At 42.8% G+C, this 18750-nt stretch carries 17 protein-coding genes; 9 read left to right on the forward strand and 8 right to left on the reverse strand.

Annotated features, from left to right (window positions below; translation table 11 throughout):
* Positions 1-44: 44 nt before the first annotated feature.
* Positions 45-1355: an ammonium transporter gene (locus FHW88_RS24985; protein WP_176628354.1), complete on the reverse strand. Its 1311-nt coding sequence runs from the start codon at positions 1353-1355 to the stop codon at positions 45-47.
* Positions 1356-1508: 153 nt separating this feature from the next.
* Positions 1509-1865: a hypothetical protein gene (locus FHW88_RS24990; RefSeq protein ID WP_176628355.1), complete on the reverse strand. Its 357-nt coding sequence runs from the start codon at positions 1863-1865 to the stop codon at positions 1509-1511.
* Between the two features lie 296 nt (positions 1866-2161).
* Between FHW88_RS24990 and FHW88_RS24995 the strand changes: the two genes are divergently transcribed.
* A complete protein-coding gene (locus FHW88_RS24995) occupies positions 2162-2998 on the forward strand; it encodes an energy transducer TonB (RefSeq protein ID WP_176628356.1) in 837 nt (278 codons plus the stop codon).
* Positions 2999-3518: 520 nt separating this feature from the next.
* Here FHW88_RS24995 and FHW88_RS25000 read toward each other — a convergent pair.
* The 4 genes from FHW88_RS25000 to bla all read right to left on the reverse strand — a co-directional run bounded on the left by FHW88_RS25000 (position 3519) and on the right by bla (position 7986).
* Positions 3519-4559, reverse strand: coding sequence for a hypothetical protein (locus FHW88_RS25000; protein ID WP_176628357.1), 1041 nt, complete (start codon positions 4557-4559; stop codon positions 3519-3521).
* Positions 4560-4712: 153 nt separating this feature from the next.
* Positions 4713-5225, reverse strand: a complete 513-nt coding sequence (locus FHW88_RS25005) for a YybH family protein (protein WP_176628358.1) — start codon at positions 5223-5225, stop codon at positions 4713-4715.
* Between the two features lie 271 nt (positions 5226-5496).
* On the reverse strand, positions 5497-6888 hold the full coding sequence (locus FHW88_RS25010; protein ID WP_176628359.1) for a S41 family peptidase: 1392 nt from the start codon (positions 6886-6888) through the stop codon (positions 5497-5499).
* 231 nt (positions 6889-7119) lie between these two features.
* Positions 7120-7986 (reverse strand): subclass B3 metallo-beta-lactamase, encoded by an 867-nt coding sequence (gene bla, locus FHW88_RS25015; protein WP_176628360.1) that lies wholly within the window; start codon positions 7984-7986, stop codon positions 7120-7122.
* 205 nt (positions 7987-8191) lie between these two features.
* Between bla and FHW88_RS25020 the strand changes: the two genes are divergently transcribed.
* Complete coding sequence (locus FHW88_RS25020) at positions 8192-9481, forward strand: serine hydrolase domain-containing protein (RefSeq protein ID WP_176628361.1); 1290 nt, start codon at positions 8192-8194, stop codon at positions 9479-9481.
* Positions 9482-9539: 58 nt separating this feature from the next.
* Here FHW88_RS25020 and FHW88_RS25025 read toward each other — a convergent pair whose 3' ends face one another.
* Positions 9540-10040 (reverse strand): hypothetical protein, encoded by a 501-nt coding sequence (locus tag FHW88_RS25025; protein ID WP_176628362.1) that lies wholly within the window; start codon positions 10038-10040, stop codon positions 9540-9542.
* Between the two features lie 350 nt (positions 10041-10390).
* Between FHW88_RS25025 and FHW88_RS25030 the strand changes: the two genes are divergently transcribed.
* The 7 genes from FHW88_RS25030 (at position 10391) to FHW88_RS25060 (ending at position 18221) form a co-directional block, all read left to right on the forward strand.
* Positions 10391-11257: a TIR domain-containing protein gene (locus FHW88_RS25030; protein WP_176628363.1), complete on the forward strand. Its 867-nt coding sequence runs from the start codon at positions 10391-10393 to the stop codon at positions 11255-11257.
* A 297-nt stretch (positions 11258-11554) separates the two neighbouring features.
* The gene (locus FHW88_RS25035; RefSeq protein WP_176628364.1) at positions 11555-12529 is read left to right on the forward strand and encodes a hypothetical protein; all 975 of its coding nucleotides are present in this window, start codon (positions 11555-11557) and stop codon (positions 12527-12529) included.
* Positions 12526-13026: a hypothetical protein gene (locus FHW88_RS25040; protein WP_176628365.1), complete on the forward strand. Its 501-nt coding sequence runs from the start codon at positions 12526-12528 to the stop codon at positions 13024-13026. The genes FHW88_RS25035 and FHW88_RS25040 overlap by 4 nt, the downstream gene beginning before the upstream one ends.
* A gap of 662 nt (positions 13027-13688) precedes the next feature.
* Entirely contained in the window at positions 13689-15911 is a 2223-nt protein-coding gene (purL, locus tag FHW88_RS25045) for a phosphoribosylformylglycinamidine synthase subunit PurL (protein ID WP_176628366.1), read from the forward strand.
* Positions 15911-16300 (forward strand): VOC family protein, encoded by a 390-nt coding sequence (locus FHW88_RS25050; protein WP_176628367.1) that lies wholly within the window; start codon positions 15911-15913, stop codon positions 16298-16300. The genes purL and FHW88_RS25050 overlap by 1 nt, the downstream gene beginning before the upstream one ends.
* A 668-nt stretch (positions 16301-16968) precedes the next feature.
* The gene (locus FHW88_RS25055) at positions 16969-17673 is read left to right on the forward strand and encodes a tRNA1(Val) (adenine(37)-N6)-methyltransferase (RefSeq protein WP_176628368.1); all 705 of its coding nucleotides are present in this window, start codon (positions 16969-16971) and stop codon (positions 17671-17673) included.
* Positions 17674-17729: 56 nt separating this feature from the next.
* A complete protein-coding gene (locus FHW88_RS25060) occupies positions 17730-18221 on the forward strand; it encodes a metallophosphoesterase family protein (protein WP_176628369.1) in 492 nt (163 codons plus the stop codon).
* A gap of 45 nt (positions 18222-18266) precedes the next feature.
* Here the strand turns inward: FHW88_RS25060 and rnhA are convergent, their stop codons facing one another.
* Positions 18267-18737 carry a ribonuclease HI gene (gene rnhA / locus FHW88_RS25065; RefSeq protein WP_176628370.1) on the reverse strand — a complete coding sequence of 157 codons (471 nt, stop codon included), beginning with the start codon at positions 18735-18737 and terminating at the stop codon, positions 18267-18269.
* Between the last annotated feature and the right edge of the window lie 13 nt (positions 18738-18750).

The raw sequence follows: 18750 nt of genomic DNA on the forward strand, positions 1-18750 counted from the left end.
TTTTATGTTGTTAATTGGGTTAATCAGGTAGGGGTAGGATCTGGTTACAGTTCCTCGTCGTGCTGGCTGATGTCAAGACCTGCAAGCTCTTCTTCTGGTGTTACACGCAGTGTGCTGATCATGTCGGTGATCTTTAATAAGATGAATGAGCCGAAGAAAGCAAAGGCTGATACACCTACAAGGGTAATTAAGTGAATGATGAAAAGGTGTGTTTCGCCGTAAAATAAACCATTGCCGGTTGTATTAGCGGCGTTTACGTTTTGGTGTGCAAATACACCGGTTAATAACATACCAACCATGCCGCCTACACCATGGCATGGGAATACGTCGAGGGTATCATCAATGCTGGTTTTTGTTCTCCAGATCACAACCAGGTTGCTTACAACTGCTGCTATGATACCGATAATTAATGAATGAGGGATGGTTACATAGCCCGCTGCCGGAGTGATAGCCACCAAACCTACAACCGCGCCGATACAGGCACCTAATACACCTGGTTTTTTACCGCGAAGGATATCAAAGAACATCCAGGCCATAGCTGCTGCAGCTGATGCCGTAGTGGTTGTTGCCAAGGCAGTTGCGGCCAATGTACCCGAGCCAAGGGCCGAACCTGCGTTAAAGCCAAACCAGCCAAACCATAATAAGCCTGTGCCTAATAATACATAACTGATCCGGGCCGGATTGTGTGATGTTTCATTACGGCCTTTTAGATATATAGCTGATGCCAAAGCTGCCCAGCCTGCACTCATGTGCACCACGGTGCCGCCGGCAAAGTCAAGTACGCCTTTTCCGAAAAGGAAGCCTTTTGGATGCCAGGTAGCGTGAGCTAAGGGTGCATATATAAACACCATAAACAGGCAAAGGAAGATAACATAAGAGTTGAAGCGGATCCTTTCGGCAAACGCGCCGGTGATGAGGGCTGGGGTGATAACCGCAAATTTTAGCTGGAACATAGCAAATAGTATCAGCGGGATAGTTGGGGCAAGCTCCCAGGTGGCGTTGCCTAATGTGCCTTTCATCATAAAGAAAGTGCCGGGGTTGCCGATAAAGCCACCAAACTCATCTTCGCCAAAGGCAAGGCTAAAGCCGAATATTACCCATATAACAGTAATTACACCCATACAAACAAAGCTTTGCAGCATGGTTGACAATACGTTTTTTTTGCTCACCATACCGCCATAAAAAAATGCCAGGCCAGGGGTCATGATCAGCACAAGGGCAGTACTTACTAATAGCCAGGCGGTATCACCTGTATCAATTTTGCTGTCTTTAATGGTTGTAAGAGTAACTGAAGGGTATAGAAGGGCTAATACAATTACAATTAAAAGTATGCCGAAGGGTATGAATTTTTTCATGTTTTGGGTTTAAGGGAGGAAAAATGAAGATTTGAATAATACTGCCCGGTATCCAATCAAAAATACCGGACAGCATTAAAACTAAATTTTTTTAAAAAACAATAAATCCTGCATGCTTAATCAGAGCATGAGGGTTGGTTTATTGTTTTTTGCCTACCAAAAATCGTGAAACGGAAAAAGGATGAGCTTGCGGAACCTGGAGAGTTTACTTGTATCCAGTCCGCAAATGAAATCAAGGTATTTAAATTTAATGGCGTAGCCGCCGGGCGTTGCTACAAAGGCCTGTAAAGAATGTGCACCCCTATGCTGGTGTATATTAATAGCGGGCGTGAGTGCATTATTGAGTGCGAATTCAAAATTTAACGGGCAATGATGTGGTATTGTAGCGGATACCGTGGTTTTTTTTGTGGTTTTGTGGTAATAATGGTATAATCCACCCTTAGCGGATGCAGTGAGTCCGCTAAAGAGTAAAAAAAATAAGGCGATAAGTTTATAAAGCCTGTTAACCATATCTAAAAGTAATAAAAAAATAAAATAACTGTACTTTTTTTTAAAATATTTTAAGTTTTTGATGATTTATATATAAAAATTGTGTTTAAATGAATGTTTTTGTGCTGTTTTTATTTAATTGATAATAAAAGATGGGCGTGGTTGTCGGTTTTTTAACAAATTATTATGATTTGATGATTTTTGTAAGAAGATGAAAATTTGATGAAAAATTAGACGAAATTATTTTCGATAAATTTAGTTTTACACGAAATATAATATAAGTATATTCGTTATAATTGAAATTTAATTCTGAAACTATGCTTATCACCAAATTTGATTTGTACAATGCCGAGTGGCTCGACCTTGTATTTGCCCATCGCAACAAAAATTACGGCGCTTATGAATTAAGACAAAGCTATGGGCGTACTATGGCAAAATCCATGGGGATCGCCTTTGCGGCAGTAGCCCTTTTATCGGCTGCAGCCATTATTTTTAAGGCAAAGCCGAAGCCAATTGATAATAGCCGGACAATTGAAGTGACACTTGATCCTTCCATCCCCAAACCACCTGTTGAGGCTAAACCCAAGCAGCCAGATGCTCCTGCTCCAATGGAGCATCAAAAGCCGGCTGCCCCGGTTGAAGCAAAAGGTTTCACCACGCCGCACCTGGTAACAACAGAGCCGCCAACAGACCCGCCTACAATAGATCAACTGAAAAATGTTGCCATTGGGCCGGTAGATGCAGCAGGGAAGAGCGGAACAGATAATGTAGCCAAAACAGACGAAGGAACTCCCGGGGGAACCGGAACTGCTAAAGTCGATGATGGCGTTCATACATTAGATGGGCTTGAAGTTATGCCCGAACCTGTTGGCGGTGCTGCAGCATGGGCTAAATTTTTGCAAAAGAACCTGCGTTTCCCGGCGGTTGCCCAGGAGCAGGGTGTTTCAGGCAAAGTTCTTCTGAGTTTCATTATTGAAAAAGATGGCACTTTATCAAATATAAAAGTGGACCGTCCTGCAGGCTATGGTTTTGATGAGGAAGCTTTACGTGTACTTAAATTAGCCAAAGCCTGGAAGCCTGGTGTGCAAAACGGCCAGAATGTGCGGGTTAGGTACAGTATCCCAATAAGCTTTCAGTTAGCGACAGAAGAATAGGTAATAATTTGCTGTGTGTTTTTAATTAAATGTGTGTTATATAGTAGCTAACTGTTTCGGCCCCGCGCAAGCGGGGCTTTTTGTTATTCATCATGCCTCCCGGAAGTTATTTATGAACAGGTAAAAGATTTTTGGTAGAGACGCATCACATGCGTCTCCCATAGGGCAAGCTGGTTTGTAAGTCATTAAGTTCAGGAATTTGCATGCGGGAGACGCATGTGATGCGTCTCTACATAAAAAAACAAAATTCGTCATTGCGGGTAGCCACCCTTGGGAGCCCGGAAAAAATTGCGGTGATGTATAAAATAGATTTTAACGATGGTGCGCGGGGGCCGCGTTAGTGATAGGAGCGGATACCGGCCAATGAGCATAAGGCCTGCAGGCGTATGAGCGTATAGCACGGCCGCAGGCAACGCCCATATTTATAATATTGATCGGGAAAACACATTTAACGATCAGTAACTTACTGTCGCGTTATTTAAGTAATGAAGTTATGAGGCCTTTTTTTATAAAATCTTCATCAGGCTGTTTTTAAAAAGCCTCTTAATACCTCATTATATAAAGACTGTGCCGAGACTATCGCCGAGTATTTTCCACTTTCTGTTATCACAATAAAAGGATCTTCATTTGCAAACAGGGCATTTGTTTGCTGCTCATTATCCCAGTTTTTGTCTATCTGTTTTTTTATCAGTACCGGCTTAAATAAATTATCAAGGTGTACGGTGCTGATATGCTTTGCGCCGCCTGTGCTTTCAATAGTTTGGCCAAGTTCGTTCTGTAAAAGCTGCTCGGTTAATAATTCGTTAGGTAAACCGGTGGTAGTTGAAAATGCCATCCAGGCGTGGCTCAGGGCAAGGATACCCTGCATCCAGGGCGGTGGCGGCGGAGCATTATAATAACTGCCGGGCGGCAAGAGGGCTAACGGACCTAATAATGCCCATTGCGCGGCAGCCGCGCGGGCGGCATAAAAGGTTCTTAAGTATCGGGGGTCTTCTTTTAGCAATTGTTCCAGGAGGTCGCCGGGGCGGGCCCAGCCTAAATAAGTTTGCTCTCTTGCTTCGACAGTTGCTACAAAAACAATTTTATCGGGCTTTTTTAGGCGGTCGGCGCCGGCCAGCAAAACTAATAACCGGGTTTCCCACCAGGCGTGGCCATCTTCAAGGTCGATCACAGCGACGCCCGAAGAAGTAGCTGCGCGCAGTGTTTCGAGGATATTGGAGGTGCCGCTGTCGGCAACATACTGTCCCCGTACCCCAATATTGGCGGGCACGGTAAAACCCGAATTTGACAGTTGCTGGATTTTTGAAAAGTCGATCTTGAGGTCGCCATAGCCTATGCTGCCCCCGCGCTCAATAACTACGTTGAGAATTGCGAGGACGATAGGGAGCAGGCTAAGGATAAAAATTCCGATCAAGACGGTGTTATTGGCCGAGTCGGCAGGCCAGCCTGTATAAACACGGAGCACCCCCGTAAGCAGCAGGAGCACCAATAAAACAACAACGGCGGTAATGATACTCACCTTTGGCGTAAACGGCCAAAAACTATGATCGCGCGGTTTCATTTATTTCGCCAATTGTGCTTGTGTAAATTCTAATTGCTGGTTGGTATGGTTTTATTGTTGTTAGATGAATGAAATTATATATAAATTATTGAAAAACAATGCGTTAAATCACGTTTTAGGTGTGCGGTTTTTACGCGAATGTAAAAAGCGGCGTTATTTTACTGACAGCTGAGCCTGAACAGAATTATTTGCAACTTCAGGAGCCGCCTGTGCCATTTCCCTTATAGAAACCCAACCATAGGGGCTGTTTTTATACCTGACAAAAACGGTCATTGACCGCCCCCGGCCTACAGACGGCTTGCCGCCATTTACCGGGGTTGCCCTGAACGCGAATATGCAGGTTTCGATAATGGTGTTGCCATTAAAGGCGGTACTTTCAACCTGGTTCTGGATTAATTCCATCCTGGATGTACGGAACATGGCCGTTAACTGCCGGGCCAGTTGCGCGCGGCCGGTAACCACATTGCTGCCGCCAAAATATTTAACAATATCAGGATGGTGCAGCGCCACAATAGCCTTTACATCACTATGAGCAAAAGCCGTAGTAAAAGCGGCCTTGGTTTTTTGAAGGGCAAGTTTGTCGGCGGCAAGGTTATCGCTTTGGGGAGCTGACGAACAGCCGCAAAATATTAAAACGATGAAAATAAGGTAGCGCGATGTTTTCATACCGGTTATTGATTTTTGATAACAAAATAGCGAATGCTAACGGTATGGGTTTGATGAATTGATGATTGTGTTGGGATAATTGACGAGATGCGGGTTGGGAGGGATGAAGGGGGCGGAAGTTACGCTATCGGTAAACTTGGGCCAGTGAAGGAGACCTGTGAAGGTAAAACAGAACGGCCATTACTATAAAGTATCGGCTGTTTTAATGAATTTAGGCTTAAGCGCCGGATAGCCCCATTTGCTGCTTAACACATATGAGAGATTGTGCCTTTTAGTGTTCCAATGTTTCCTGGGCTTTTTTGATCCAATCGTCTTTTTCCTGCAAATAAACGGCGGGCTTTATACCCGTTTCATCAATTCCCTGGCCTACATCCACGCGGCGGCTACGAGAGGAAGAATAATGAAGAACGTACGGCATGCAAGAAAACGGAGCTTGTATTACGTTAGAATAATCGAGCGTTCCTGATGTGTTCTGCCCCATCAGCGTAACTTTTTTACTTTGGCGGCTTTGTAGTAAAAACTCTTCGGTAGTACTGGCGCAATTATTATCAATTAATATAACAACCTTAGCCGGGTTGGGCTGTATTTTGTATCCGGTGATGTCAAAATCGTTAGCATTCATTACCATTTTACCCCTGTTTGCTTCAAGCGAGGCAACTGTTTTTCTGAGCGATTGTTTGTTTTCTTCGGATCTGTCATTGTCATTTAATATATTTTTCCAGCCGGCTATATTGGCATCGGTAGACAGCAAATCATTACCTATATGTTTAATCGGGCCGGTATACACCAAATCCATTAAGGGGGTAAAGGTATAGTCGGCGCCGCCGCCATTGCCCCTTAAATCTAAAACCAAATTAGGGGTGTTTGAAAGTATCGCTGTATTTGCCTTAACAATAGAATCAATATTTGTTGCATTTGACGGAGAAAAGGTTGATATTTTCAGATAGCTGGTTTTATCAGATAGTTTACGGAATGCCACCGGTTCGTATTTGGATGAGGCGGACTCAGTAACTGTAGTCCCCTCGCGATGCCAATCGCCATAAATCCGGTTGCCTTTAAAATAAAACCCTTCTACTTTTGGCATCCCGTTAAGTATATATAATACACCACGCCCAATACTGTCATTAACCATTTTAGCTTCCCATTTGATCATGCCTGGTTTCCATCCCGGCAGGTTGGAGCTTATAATCACGGCCATATAGTCGTGCAAGGGTGTTTTATCTTTTATTACCGCTATCTTATATTTGGCCGGATCATGAAAATCATAAATACCCTCAAAGCCTTTGGATTTTCTTAATTCGGCAATTTTTTCTGCTGTTATAGGAACGATCTCCCGGTTTGCTATATACGCCGAATCAATTTTAGTTGCATCAAATTTAACACCAACGGATACATGGTGGTCTTTAAATTTACCAAGATATTGGGCGATGATCAGGAGACAATGTTCATTGGCATGGGGCTTTTTTGCAAGCCCGATATATTCACTGAGCATTTTATCGTAGCCGGCTTTAGTCATCAGTGCCTGCTTGTCCTTAAAACCGGCGTAATTCTTTTCCATAAAGCCGGCGATATATTTTACTTCGGTTTCGCAGTTACAGGTTTGCGAAAAAGCACGGTAACCGATAAGTGTTAAAGTAAATAGTAAGGCGATTTTTCTGATCATTGCGAAAGGCTTAAGTTTTACCGTAAGTTACAATAAAACACTTTACTTCAAAGCAGAATAACAAAATAGTTACTGAAAATATATATGCTATGCATATTTATGACCCGAACGCGGGACACAATCAAAGACGCTTGCGGGAGCCTCGCTTGCATACCTCAGATATGCAGCTTGATATTCATATTTGATGTTGCGCCGTTGCTAAATTTCGACCAGTAAACGATCCCCTCCAAATTATTTTACCGCCATTTTCTTATCATACTCAGCCTGCAGTTCATTTATTTCATCGTAGTAATTCTTCTTATCAGCAAAAACCATCGGATTATAAGGGCTGCCGGGCTTGTGCTTGCTGAGGAGATCAAATTGGATGCCATGGGATGCTAACCAGATATCAAATTTTAAATCCTTCATTGCTTTTAAGGTATACGCATAATCTTTAGCGATGTTAGGGTAAGAAGGTATATCTGTGAACTTTTTATCGGTAACGATAGTGGGCATGTTGGCGATCAAAACCCTGTAGTTTCGTTTATTATCTTTTACATCAAATAAATAGCTGCAAGACCCCTTGGTATGGCCCGGATGGTGAAGTATGGTTAGTTTCATGTTACCCAGCTTAATACTATCGCCGTTGTGTAAAATACGGTCTGCTTTTACAGGGTTGAATGTGCGCACATCCCCTTTAAGATCATAATCGGAAAGCCCCCCGTCGGCTGCTACCGCCGCGTCACCTTCATCTACCATCATTTTGGCTTTTGTGATCTTCTTTATTGCCGCCATCGCACCCATGTGATCAAAGTGTGCCTGCGTTGTTAAAAGAATTTTTGTGTCTGAAACCTTGAAGCCCAGGGTCTTGATATTTGCTGTGATTTGCTGTTCGGAAGACGCAAGCCCGGTATTGATCAGGATATTGCCCGCTGAAGTGGTGATGAGATAACAAGCCAGATCGGCAGTGCCCACATAATAAAGATTGCCCGCGATTTGAAAAGGCGGAAAAGAGCGGGTCCATTCCGGGTGCTTTGCTGCTGATGGTTCCAGTACTCTTTGCGCCTGGACTATTAAAGCGTTGCAGAAAAATAATAACAGGATAAGCGTTCGTTTCATTTCATCAATCTTTTAAAGGTGAAGGGATTTATTTATGCGCGCATGGTGCTGCAACAAAAATGCAACAAACTCAAAAGTATTTGCAACATACGCGTAAGTGTTTTTTTTACCGGTAATGTAGCTTTGTAAGCTAATTGCATTTGCGTTATAGCCCCGGCAGCAAAGCCTGCAATTTACACTAAACCTAATATCCATTAAATACCCTATGAAAAACACTTATCCATTCGGGCTTTATAGCCTATCGTTTAATGCTTTGAAAGTCAGTAAATTAATTACTATTGCAGGTCTGCTGCTTTTTGCCGCCTGCAAAAAGGATGCGCCTTCTGTAACTAAAACAAACAACGGTGCAGATACAACCGGTAAAGGAACGGGTACAGGCACCGGTACAGGTACAGGTACAGGTGGAGGAACGGGTACCATTATTGATACCCTAACCCCCAGTAAAGTTGCTGTTGCCGCTTTAGATGATGAGGTAAATACCTTTATGGCTACTTATGATGTACCGGCTGTATCTGTAGCGATTACCAAAGGCGAAAAGCTGGTTTACCTGAAAGCTTACGGCGTAAGCGATAAATCTAAAGGTACCAAAGCTGTTATTAGCGACCGTTACCGGTTGGCCAGCTGTTCAAAACAATTCACGGCGGTTGCCATCATGAAACTGCTTGAGCAGGGCAAAATAAAACTATCGGACAAAGTATTTGGCGATGGCGCTATTTTAGGTAAAACCTATGGTACTAAAGCCTATGGCTTACACATTACCGATATTACGGTTGATGAATTGCTGCACCACACCTCGGGCGGCTGGGGGAATGAAACAGATGACCCGATGTTCAGTAACCCGACAATGACGACGGCACAGCTCATTACCTGGACTTTAGATAACCGCCCGCTCGATCATGTACCAGGTACCAGGTACGACTACTCTAACTTTGGATATTGCATATTGGGGCGTGTAATAGAAAAAATTACCGGGCAAACCTATGCTGAAGCTGTAAAAACGTTGGTTTTAACTCCAATCGGAATTACGGATATGACCATTGGCGGTAACACACTGGCCGATAAACAGGCCAAAGAAGTTACCTATTACGGTCAATCCGGAGAGGATCCTTATGCTTATAATATTACGCGGATGGATGCGCACGGGGGCTGGGTTGCTACCGCTGCCGACCTGGCCAGGTTCCTTGTTTATATTGATAAATTTCCTGTAAGGCCAGATATCCTTACCTCGGCTTCGCTAACCACCATGTATACCGGCTCAACGGCCAATGCCGGCTATGGTTGCGGCTGGGCCATTGCAGGCGATAGCTATTTTCACCAGGGAAGCTTGCCGGGTACGGCTACAGAACAAGCCCGTTTGGGTAACGGGTTTAATTTTGTGATCCTGACCAACACACGCAGTTTCAAAGCTAATTTCGATTTTGCCCTCGATCAGATCTTCTGGAAGGCGTTCGCCAAAAACCCAACCTGGGCTACAGGAGATCTGTTTCTTAAATAGTTAGTTAATAGTTAAGTGGCTGCAGTCCCTCGCCGGTGGGAGACCGGTGGGGGATGACTTATTTTTGCTTCAGTTTTACAAAGAAGCCGGTAATAGCGCCAATAACCGCGCATGGCGAATTGGCCGGGCAGTTACTAACTACGGGAACATAGAAAATCCTTCGGCTACCGGCTTGCCCGTCGGGGTTTATCTCTACAACATAGGTTTCCTCACTGATGCCGCCGCAATTACATTCCCGCTTGTTGATATTTTCAAAATTTTTGGCGGTCAGCTTGCTCATGAAGTTGTTCATGGTAGCATCAGCTATGTATTTGCCGTTTTCGGCTGATAAAGGTTTGCCTATTTGCACATGCGGCACTTTTTTAAAGTAATAACACTTAGCCGCCAAAAGTGCTATGGCCTTAACCTTATGGTCTTTTTTGTGGTGCGGATTGTACCGGTAAATGATAACCTGCTTTGAACTGATGTTTGACGAGGATGGGCTACCGGCTTGGGCAAAAGCATTCTCTGTGCTTATAATAAGCAACGCTGTCGATACGATTTTTATAAATATTGACATGGGTTTAATTGGTGTTTGCCGGTAGATGCCTTTTGCGTGTGCCTAATAACTCTTCACTATTCTAATCAACATATCCGCTGTGTGATTTGCCTGGCATCAGAAGGGTGGAGATTCTTGTAAGACGTGTTCAGTTTGATAATTGGTTGAATAAAATTAGGGATTTGTTGGGGGAATGGCAATTGTTATTATAGGGCCGAGCAAGCCAAGCTTTTTCCCGGCGCTGCATAATCGCGATAGTGGGTACATGTCTGCCAGTAGAGGAAAATAAGTTTAAATGATCGGAAATATTAAAATATATACTTATGTTTATTAATATTTGTAATTATTGACCTAATTACTTAAACCCAATCATGGCAACAAAAAAAGTTAATGTTCCGTCCAAAGAACCAGACGCGCTAATTATTTCTAAATCTGAATTTACCTCTAAATTATTGAATAGGATAGAAATAGGCCAGAGTCTTTATGATAAAATCATCAGCACGGTAGAACAACTCGAAGCTCATTCAGAAGAATATTATAAATGGGACTCATATAACTCCGAATTGTTGAAAAACTCATTTAATAATGAAGGTAACAGTTATAAGATTAGTTATGATCACGTGAACTTTTCAATATTCGGTGGTGGCTCACACCCAGAGGAGAGGCTTATAAGGCTTAAGCAAGATATAAAAAATAAAGTCGCAAATTTGCAGGACTTATTGGAACGGGTGGATTTACTTAAATCAGACGTCGAGATTACGGCTTTAGCAAAAGATGCTACGCAAGAAGCATATACAGGTCCGGAAGTATTTATTGTACACGGTCATAACACCGATGTATTGAATTCAGTCGCAAGAACTGTCGAACGATTAGGTTTAAAACCAATAATTCTACATGAGCAGCCGAACGCAGGTAAAACGTTAATTGAAAAGTTTGAAGAACATTCTAATGTTGGTTTTTCAATTATACTTTTAACTGACGATGATGAAGGTAAAGCCAAAACTCAAATAGAGCTTAATAAAAGAGCCAGGCAAAATGTAATTCTTGAATTAGGTTATTTTATAGGCAAATTAGGCCGACCAAGAGTGCTGCCTTTATACTCTGCTGGAGTAGAGCTACCAAGCGATATATACGGTTTGGTTTACGTTCCAATTGATGGTAATGGGAATTGGAAATTTGCCATAGTTAAAGAACTTAAGGCAGCTGGTTATAGTGTAGACGCAAATAATATTTTATGATTGGTTACATTTTTGCTGACGCAGATGTATTCCCCAACTGGCACGAGTATGTAGCATCGGCAAAAGCGTAGCGTACTCGAGCCTTTTATACAAGGTAAGTTATAAAATGAGCTTGATACATTTAGAAAAGTCATGAGTACCCGACCGCCGTTTCCCTACGCTGCATACTCGCGCCAGTAAAAGTTTTTAATAAAGAATTTTCTTTGAATTCAATTAGCTTCTTTATTAAAGACGTTACAAGCACATTTGCAAATGCCAATTGTTTGTTGCATTTTGGTTTAAATTAATATTGTATTAATGCCAGCAGCGCCTAAACCCATTCAAAGCTTACAGGAAGTTAAGTTTTATTTACACCATATAAAATTCATTCCTTTTGCAAGCTCTCAAAAGAAAACAAATGATATCCTTTTTGATACGCTTAATTTTTTAAATAAAGAGTTTGTGGCCGGTAAGGCTTATGCTATAGATAGAAATAAGGGCAAGCCTGAAATGGAAAGACGTGAGATGTTCATGAATAATCCGGTTAGGGTTCCTCGTACCAAAAAATTCAAATGTTCTATAGCTCTTTTGAAAGATAAATCTTTAATGGTTAAGCCAAAAGATACTTTTGAATTAGTGCCTTTCGATACAGCTACAGGGCTTATTGCTACAGTAACGCATTTTTATATCGATTATAGTGTAAGTCCAGCTATTATTTGCGCACAGTTTAACAATGATGGACCAAGAATAAGCGATATAGAATTTTATTTTAGGAGTTTATCAATGGAGTTAAGATATTCAAAAGGTTGTCAAACAACAACGTGTTTGTATGCTCCAATAGATATCACGTTAGAACACTTGCAAAACGTTTTAAACTTCGAAATAAAGTTACGCCCTCAAAGCATCGCTCAAATGGATAACGATATAAAAAATGGTTTTATATCTGATTTTGCAGTGATGGCTCAAAGGCTTAAACCAACCTTTATGAGGGTTGAAGCAATGTTTCAAACTCCTGGTTCAAATGTAAAAAGCAAGCTTTTAAATAAAGAAGCGACATCTTTTATCAAAAGTTTATTAAAAAAATGCCAAGATCAACCACAGCACATTGATCAGATTGAGGAGTTTGAAATCAAATTTGTAAATCAAGATGGAGAAGATGAGGTTTTCAATTTGATAAAGGGCAAGCGAGAAATAGTTGTAAAAATTAACAGGGATGAACACATGACAACGTCCAAATATTACAACCTAATTGAAGCTGATTTTGAAGCATTTATTCAAACATTCAATTTATGATTAATTGGTATTTTAAGCATCCTTTACTTATTGACTACTTTGTAGGAAGTGTGATTAGTGGACTGCTATTTGGATTATACCATTTTGACGTTATCAAATTGCCTGAATCAACAAGCAGCATATCAACTATAACAGATTTGTCAACAATTTCATTGACGCTTGCAGGGTTTGTTCTAACTCTACTAACTGTATTGATTACTTTTAAAACTGGAGCAAAATTGCCAAATGGTCAAGATAATGAGGCGGTTCCTTTATTTGATTTATTCTTTTCTACGCATCTCTATTTTCAAACTACAGACCTGCTTAAGGGCTGTATAAAATCACTTATTTTTATTGCGGTTTTAGGGTTCTCTTTAAAATTATTATTACCGGAACGGCTCGCGATTTATGTATTCTTTTCAAACGTACTGGGGTTGGTAATAATAGCAACCACATTATTTAGAAGTCTGATGATACTAACGAGAATTATTAATTTACAAAAGGAAAACGAAACTTAGCCCCCGCTACCGCAAGCAAATTCAAGACTTAGCATATTTACCACAGGGCACAGGCCTGCGGTAGCAAAAAGATTAAAAACGCTGCCGCAAGGCTGTGCCTTGTGGCCCACATGCAAGGTATAAGCCAGCAATGATGAATACGGTAAAAATCAAATGCGATAATTTAACAATTTTAAACCTTAATAATGGTGACGCTATTCTGTCAGTACCATTTGCAACTAAAGCGCTGATTGCAGAAAATCTCCAAAAAACCATAAAAAATGAGTGAAATAAATGGAAGATGAAAAATTGATGATTTGATCCCATTTTTTACTCATAAAAGTTTTATTCGCTGATTATGAGTTATTTAATGGTGTTTCGGGTAAAATGGTAGTTGGTTGATTATTAGCGTGTTTCAATAAAAGGATGTCCCACGTTTTCACATTTAAAATTTGGAACATGCCCATTTTTAAAAAAAGACGCCGGAGATTTTTTTATTTTTTTTTCGGGAATCAAAAAATTGGGACAGCCGCTTTGTTACAATTGAATGCCTTAACTTATGCAATCATCCGCTCGTACCTTTCGCCTTTCAGCTTTTACCTTTCACCTAAACCTAAACTCCCTTTCACCTTTCCGCCTTTTTTCATACTTTTGCGCATCCTTTCAAATAAAACAATATTACATTGGAGCACCAGGAATTAACCACCGTTGAAACCGCTAAAGATCTGGGCCTTTTACCCGAAGAATTTGCACGTATAAATGAAATATTAGGGCGTGTGCCCAACTTTACCGAGCTTTCTATTTTCTCGGTTATGTGGAGCGAGCATTGCTCATATAAAAATTCAATTACATGGCTTAAAACTTTACCAAAGGATAGTCCGCGGATGCTGGCTAAGGCAGGTGAAGAAAATGCCGGTCTGGTTGACCTTGGCGATGGCATAGGCTGCGCCTTCAAAATCGAATCGCACAATCACCCTTCGGCCCTTGAACCTTATCAAGGTGCTGCAACAGGCGTGGGCGGTATTAACCGCGATATTTTCACCATGGGCGCAAGGCCAATCGCACAGCTTAACTCATTACGGTTTGGCGATTTAACCCTCGACAAAACCAAATGGTTAGTTAAAGGTGTGGTTAAAGGTATCAGCCACTATGGTAACGCTTTCGGTATCCCAACCGTTGGCGGCGAATTGTTTTTTGACGATTGCTATAATGTTAACCCGCTGGTTAATGCTATGTCGGCCGGTATTGTTAAGGCCGGCGAAACCGTTTCTGCTACATCATACGGTGTGGGCAACCCGGTTTATATAGTTGGTTCGGCTACAGGTAAAGACGGGATCCACGGTGCCGCCTTTGCTTCTAAAGATATTACCGAAGATTCGGTGAACGATCTTCCTGCCGTACAGGTAGGCGACCCTTTCCAGGAAAAACTGTTACTGGAAGCTACCCTTGAGGTTATTAAAACCGGCGCCGTTGTTGGTATGCAGGATATGGGCGCTGCCGGTATCATCTGCTCAAACTCAGAAATGAGTGCCAAAGGTGAGCACGGGATGCGTATAGACCTGGATAAAGTGCCAACCCGCCAGGACAACATGAAACCTTATGAGATCCTGCTTTCTGAATCACAGGAGCGCATGCTGATCGTTGTTCATAAAGGTCGCGAAAAAGAGGTTGAAGACATTTTTGACAAATGGGACCTTAACTGCGCCATTATTGGTGAAGTTACTGATACCAAACGTTTAGAGTACTTCATGCACGGTGAAAAAGTTGCCGATGTACCTGCCGATGATCTGGTATTAGGCGGCGGTGCCCCGGTTTACCAGCGCGAATACCGCGAGCCTGCATACTTTGCCGAAAACCAGAAATTTAATATCGACGACGTTGCCGAGCCAGCAAACCTTGTTGAGGTTGCCGAGCATTTGGTTGGGCACCCTAATATTGCTTCAAAACGTTGGGTAACCGACCAGTACGATAGCATGGTAGGTGTACAAACCATGACTGCTAACCGCTCATGCGACGCTGCTGTTGTTGCCGTTAAAGATACCGACAAAGCTATCGTATTAACTACCGACTGTAACTCGCGCTACGTATATGCCGACCCATACAAAGGTACTGCCATTGCTGTTGCCGAGGCAGCACGTAACATTACCTGTGCCGGTGGCGAGCCTGTGGCTATTACCAACTGCTTAAACTTTGGTAACCCTTACATTCCTGAAGTTTACTGGCAGTTTGTAAGCGCTATTAAAGGTATGGGTGATGCCTGCCGCAAATTTGAAACCCCTGTTACCGGCGGTAACGTGAGTTTCTACAACCAGTCGGCCGATGGTGGTTCGGTATTCCCAACGCCAACTATTGGTATGTTAGGTGTGATGGACAACGTTGAAAACATCATGACCGCCGACTTTAAACAGCCTGGCGATTTGATCTATCTGATCGGTGAATCGGTTAATGATATCGCGTCATCACAATACCTTGCTTCATGGCATAAAATAACCAAAGCGCCTGCGCCGCATTTCGATATCGATAAAGAGTACGATATGCAGCAAACCGTTAAGGAACTGATCAAACACAAAGTGGTTGAATCGGCCCATGACGTTGCAGATGGTGGGTTATACATTGCCCTGTTAGAGTCGGCCATGCCTAACGGTCTTGGTTTTGATATAGCTACTGATGACAGTATCCGTAAAGATGCCTTCCTGTTTGGCGAAGCGCAAGGCAGGGTAGTGGTAAGTGTTGCACCCGAAGAGGAGGAGCGCTTTGTTGAGGTGATGGCTACCAGTGAGGTTGAATTTACCTTATTGGGCACTGTAACCAACGGTGGTTTAACTGTTGATGAAGAAGCCTTCGGTCATGTTACCGACCTGAAAATGGTTCATGCTAACATCCTTCACGGTATTTTAGGCGAATAATGTTAAAACTTAACCGGGTACATCATATAGCTATCATCTGTTCGGATTATGCAAAATCCAAGCGGTTTTATACAGAGGTACTCGGCTTAAAAATAGTCCGCGAAGTTTACCGCGAACAACGACAATCATACAAGCTTGATCTGGCATTGGGTAACCTCTACCAGATCGAGCTTTTTTCTTTTCCTGATCCTCCCGCGCGCCCGTCGCGCCCCGAAGCGGCAGGTCTGCGGCATTTAGCTTTTGAGGTTGATGATCTGGATGAGGCGGTAGCGCATATCTCATCTTTTGGTGTGGATATTGAACCTATTCGTGTAGATGAAACTACGGGCAAACGCTTTACATTTTTTGCCGATCCGGATGGTTTGCCGCTGGAGTTGTATGAGATCTAATTTAGGTAGTCGTGCCGAATTTATTTCGGCGATCCCACAGGACAAGTCTGCTTCGTTTTTAAATAGCTTTTGTTGGTATTAACAATCATTGGCCCGCTCAATTGCCGCGGGATGGCTGTTACTTTTGTCTTGACACAAAAGTAACCAAAAAGTCAAGTCAGCAGGGAGGCTTCTTTGCCGCACTGGCCTGCCCACTTGCCTTTGCTTGGCATTTGCCCTGCAAACCGGGCATAACCACGGGCTGCAATTATTTTGCCCCGCTTCGCATGTGCCCAATGCTTCTGCAAAAACTTGCTATGCCCCTGCAGCCGCACAAGGCCACCATTGTTCTGCCCGCTTTCTCCCGAAGCTTACCTGCTGACGAGGAGGGGAGGAGATTCAGGACAGTGAGAGCCAAGAAACAAGAAAAGAAATTACGACTTCATGAATGGATGGATCTTTGGGCAAATAAAATAATGTTATAAATCCCAAAACGAAAGCGGGTAAAGGCCCGGCAAAAAAGCGGGCCAGGGAGTATGGCCTGTGGGTTGAAGCATTTTTTTGCCTTGATGTTTGGTTACTTTGCATCTAAGGTAAAGTAACTGGCCCTCGCCCGGCCAAGAGGGCGACGATGTAAGTTATTTAGCAGAAATATCTTGTTTTTCCCCTTAAACTCTAACTTCGCCCTCATGTTCCGTTTCAAACAATTCAGCGTTGACCAAACCGGCTGTGCTATGAAGATCAATACCGATGGTGTATTGCTGGGCGCCATTGCCGGCGAAGGAAATCCGCTAAGCATACTTGATATTGGCACCGGAACTGGCGTAATCGCCCTGATGCTTGCCCAGCGTTTTACCGGGGCCAAAATAGACGCAGTTGAAATTGATGTGCAGGCGGCTATAACAGCGAAAAACAATTTCAGCAATTCGCCATTTAAAAACAGATTAACACTTTATGCAAATGGATTTGAACAGTTTTTTGAAGATTATCCTGGAAAGAGATATGACCTCATTGTATCAAATCCGCCGTTTTATATTAACTCCCTGCAATCACCGGGAGCAAAGACCAATCTGGCCAAGCATGCTGATGAAGGCTTTTTTGAAAGATTGATCATATCGGTGGCAAACCGGCTCACAGAGCAGGGTACTTGTTGGCTGATACTGCCCACAGATACTTCGGTATTGGTGAAAGACCTCGCCTCGCAAAACGGACTTTATCTGCAAGAAACGATCGGTATACACTCCTTTAAGAATGATGCCGCACACCGGGAAATTCTTGCTTTTGGAAAAAACGACACGCAGACGATAGCCGATAAATTTGTGATCTACAACGAGCCAAAAGTATACACAGAAACATACCGTGAAGTGCTAAAGGGTTTCCTGACGATATTTTAGCCTCTATCTTGATTCTTGCATCTTAATTCTTAGCTCTTACTACGTATCTTTACCCCATGACCCGCATAGGCCTGATTTCTGATACTCATAGCTACCTCGACGACGCCGTTTTTAAACATTTTGAAAATTGCGACGAGATCTGGCATGCGGGTGATTTCGGTACTATTGAACTTGCCGACAAGCTTGCCGCTTTCAAGCCCTTAAAAGGTGTATATGGCAATATCGACGATAAAGATGTACGAATTGTTTACCCCGAACATTTACGCTTTAAATGCGAAGAAGTAGATGTATGGATGACCCATATCGGGGGCTATCCCGGCAGGTACAGCCAAAATATCAAAGCCGAGATTTATAGTAATCCGCCAAAGCTTTTTATCACCGGGCACTCGCATATTTTAAAAGTGATGTTTGATAAAAAGATCAATTGTTTGCATATGAACCCCGGCGCGGCAGGCAAGCAGGGCTGGCATAAGGTGCGTACCCTGTTAAGGTTTAATGTCGATGGCGATAAGATCCAGGATCTGCAGATAATTGAATTGGCGTTGTAAAGTGATTGGTTGATTGAGTTGATTAGGTGAGTGGTTGTAATACAATTACACCATCCCCGCCCTTGCATTCTCCGCCTCAAAAACAGAGTCGATAAGCAGGGGAGGACGTTTACCTGCCGCTACAGCCAGTTGATCGCAGCGTTCATTTTCAGGGTGTCCGTTATGGCCACGTACCCAGGTGAATCTAATTTTATGAAGCTTGCTGATCTCTAAATAGCGCATCCACAGGTCTTTGTTTTTTTTGCCGGCGAAGCCTTTGGCTACCCAGCCGTTAACCCAGCGTTTTTCGATAGCGTCAATAACATATTTAGAGTCGGAAAAGATCATTACATTTTGATTGGGCGCTTTCAGCGCTTCCAGGCCTTTGATCACCGCAAGTAGCTCCATTCGGTTATTGGTGGTTTTGCGAAACCCTTCCGAAAGCTCTTTGTAATGTTGTCCAGAACGCAAGATCACACCGTATCCACCCGGTCCCGGATTTCCGCTTGAAGCCCCGTCTGTAAAAATCTCGATCATATTTTAAGTCCAT

Origin of the sequence: Mucilaginibacter sp. SG538B, assembly GCF_013376065.1 — a bacterium.
Taxonomy (GTDB): Bacteria; Bacteroidota; Bacteroidia; order Sphingobacteriales; family Sphingobacteriaceae; genus Mucilaginibacter; species Mucilaginibacter rubeus.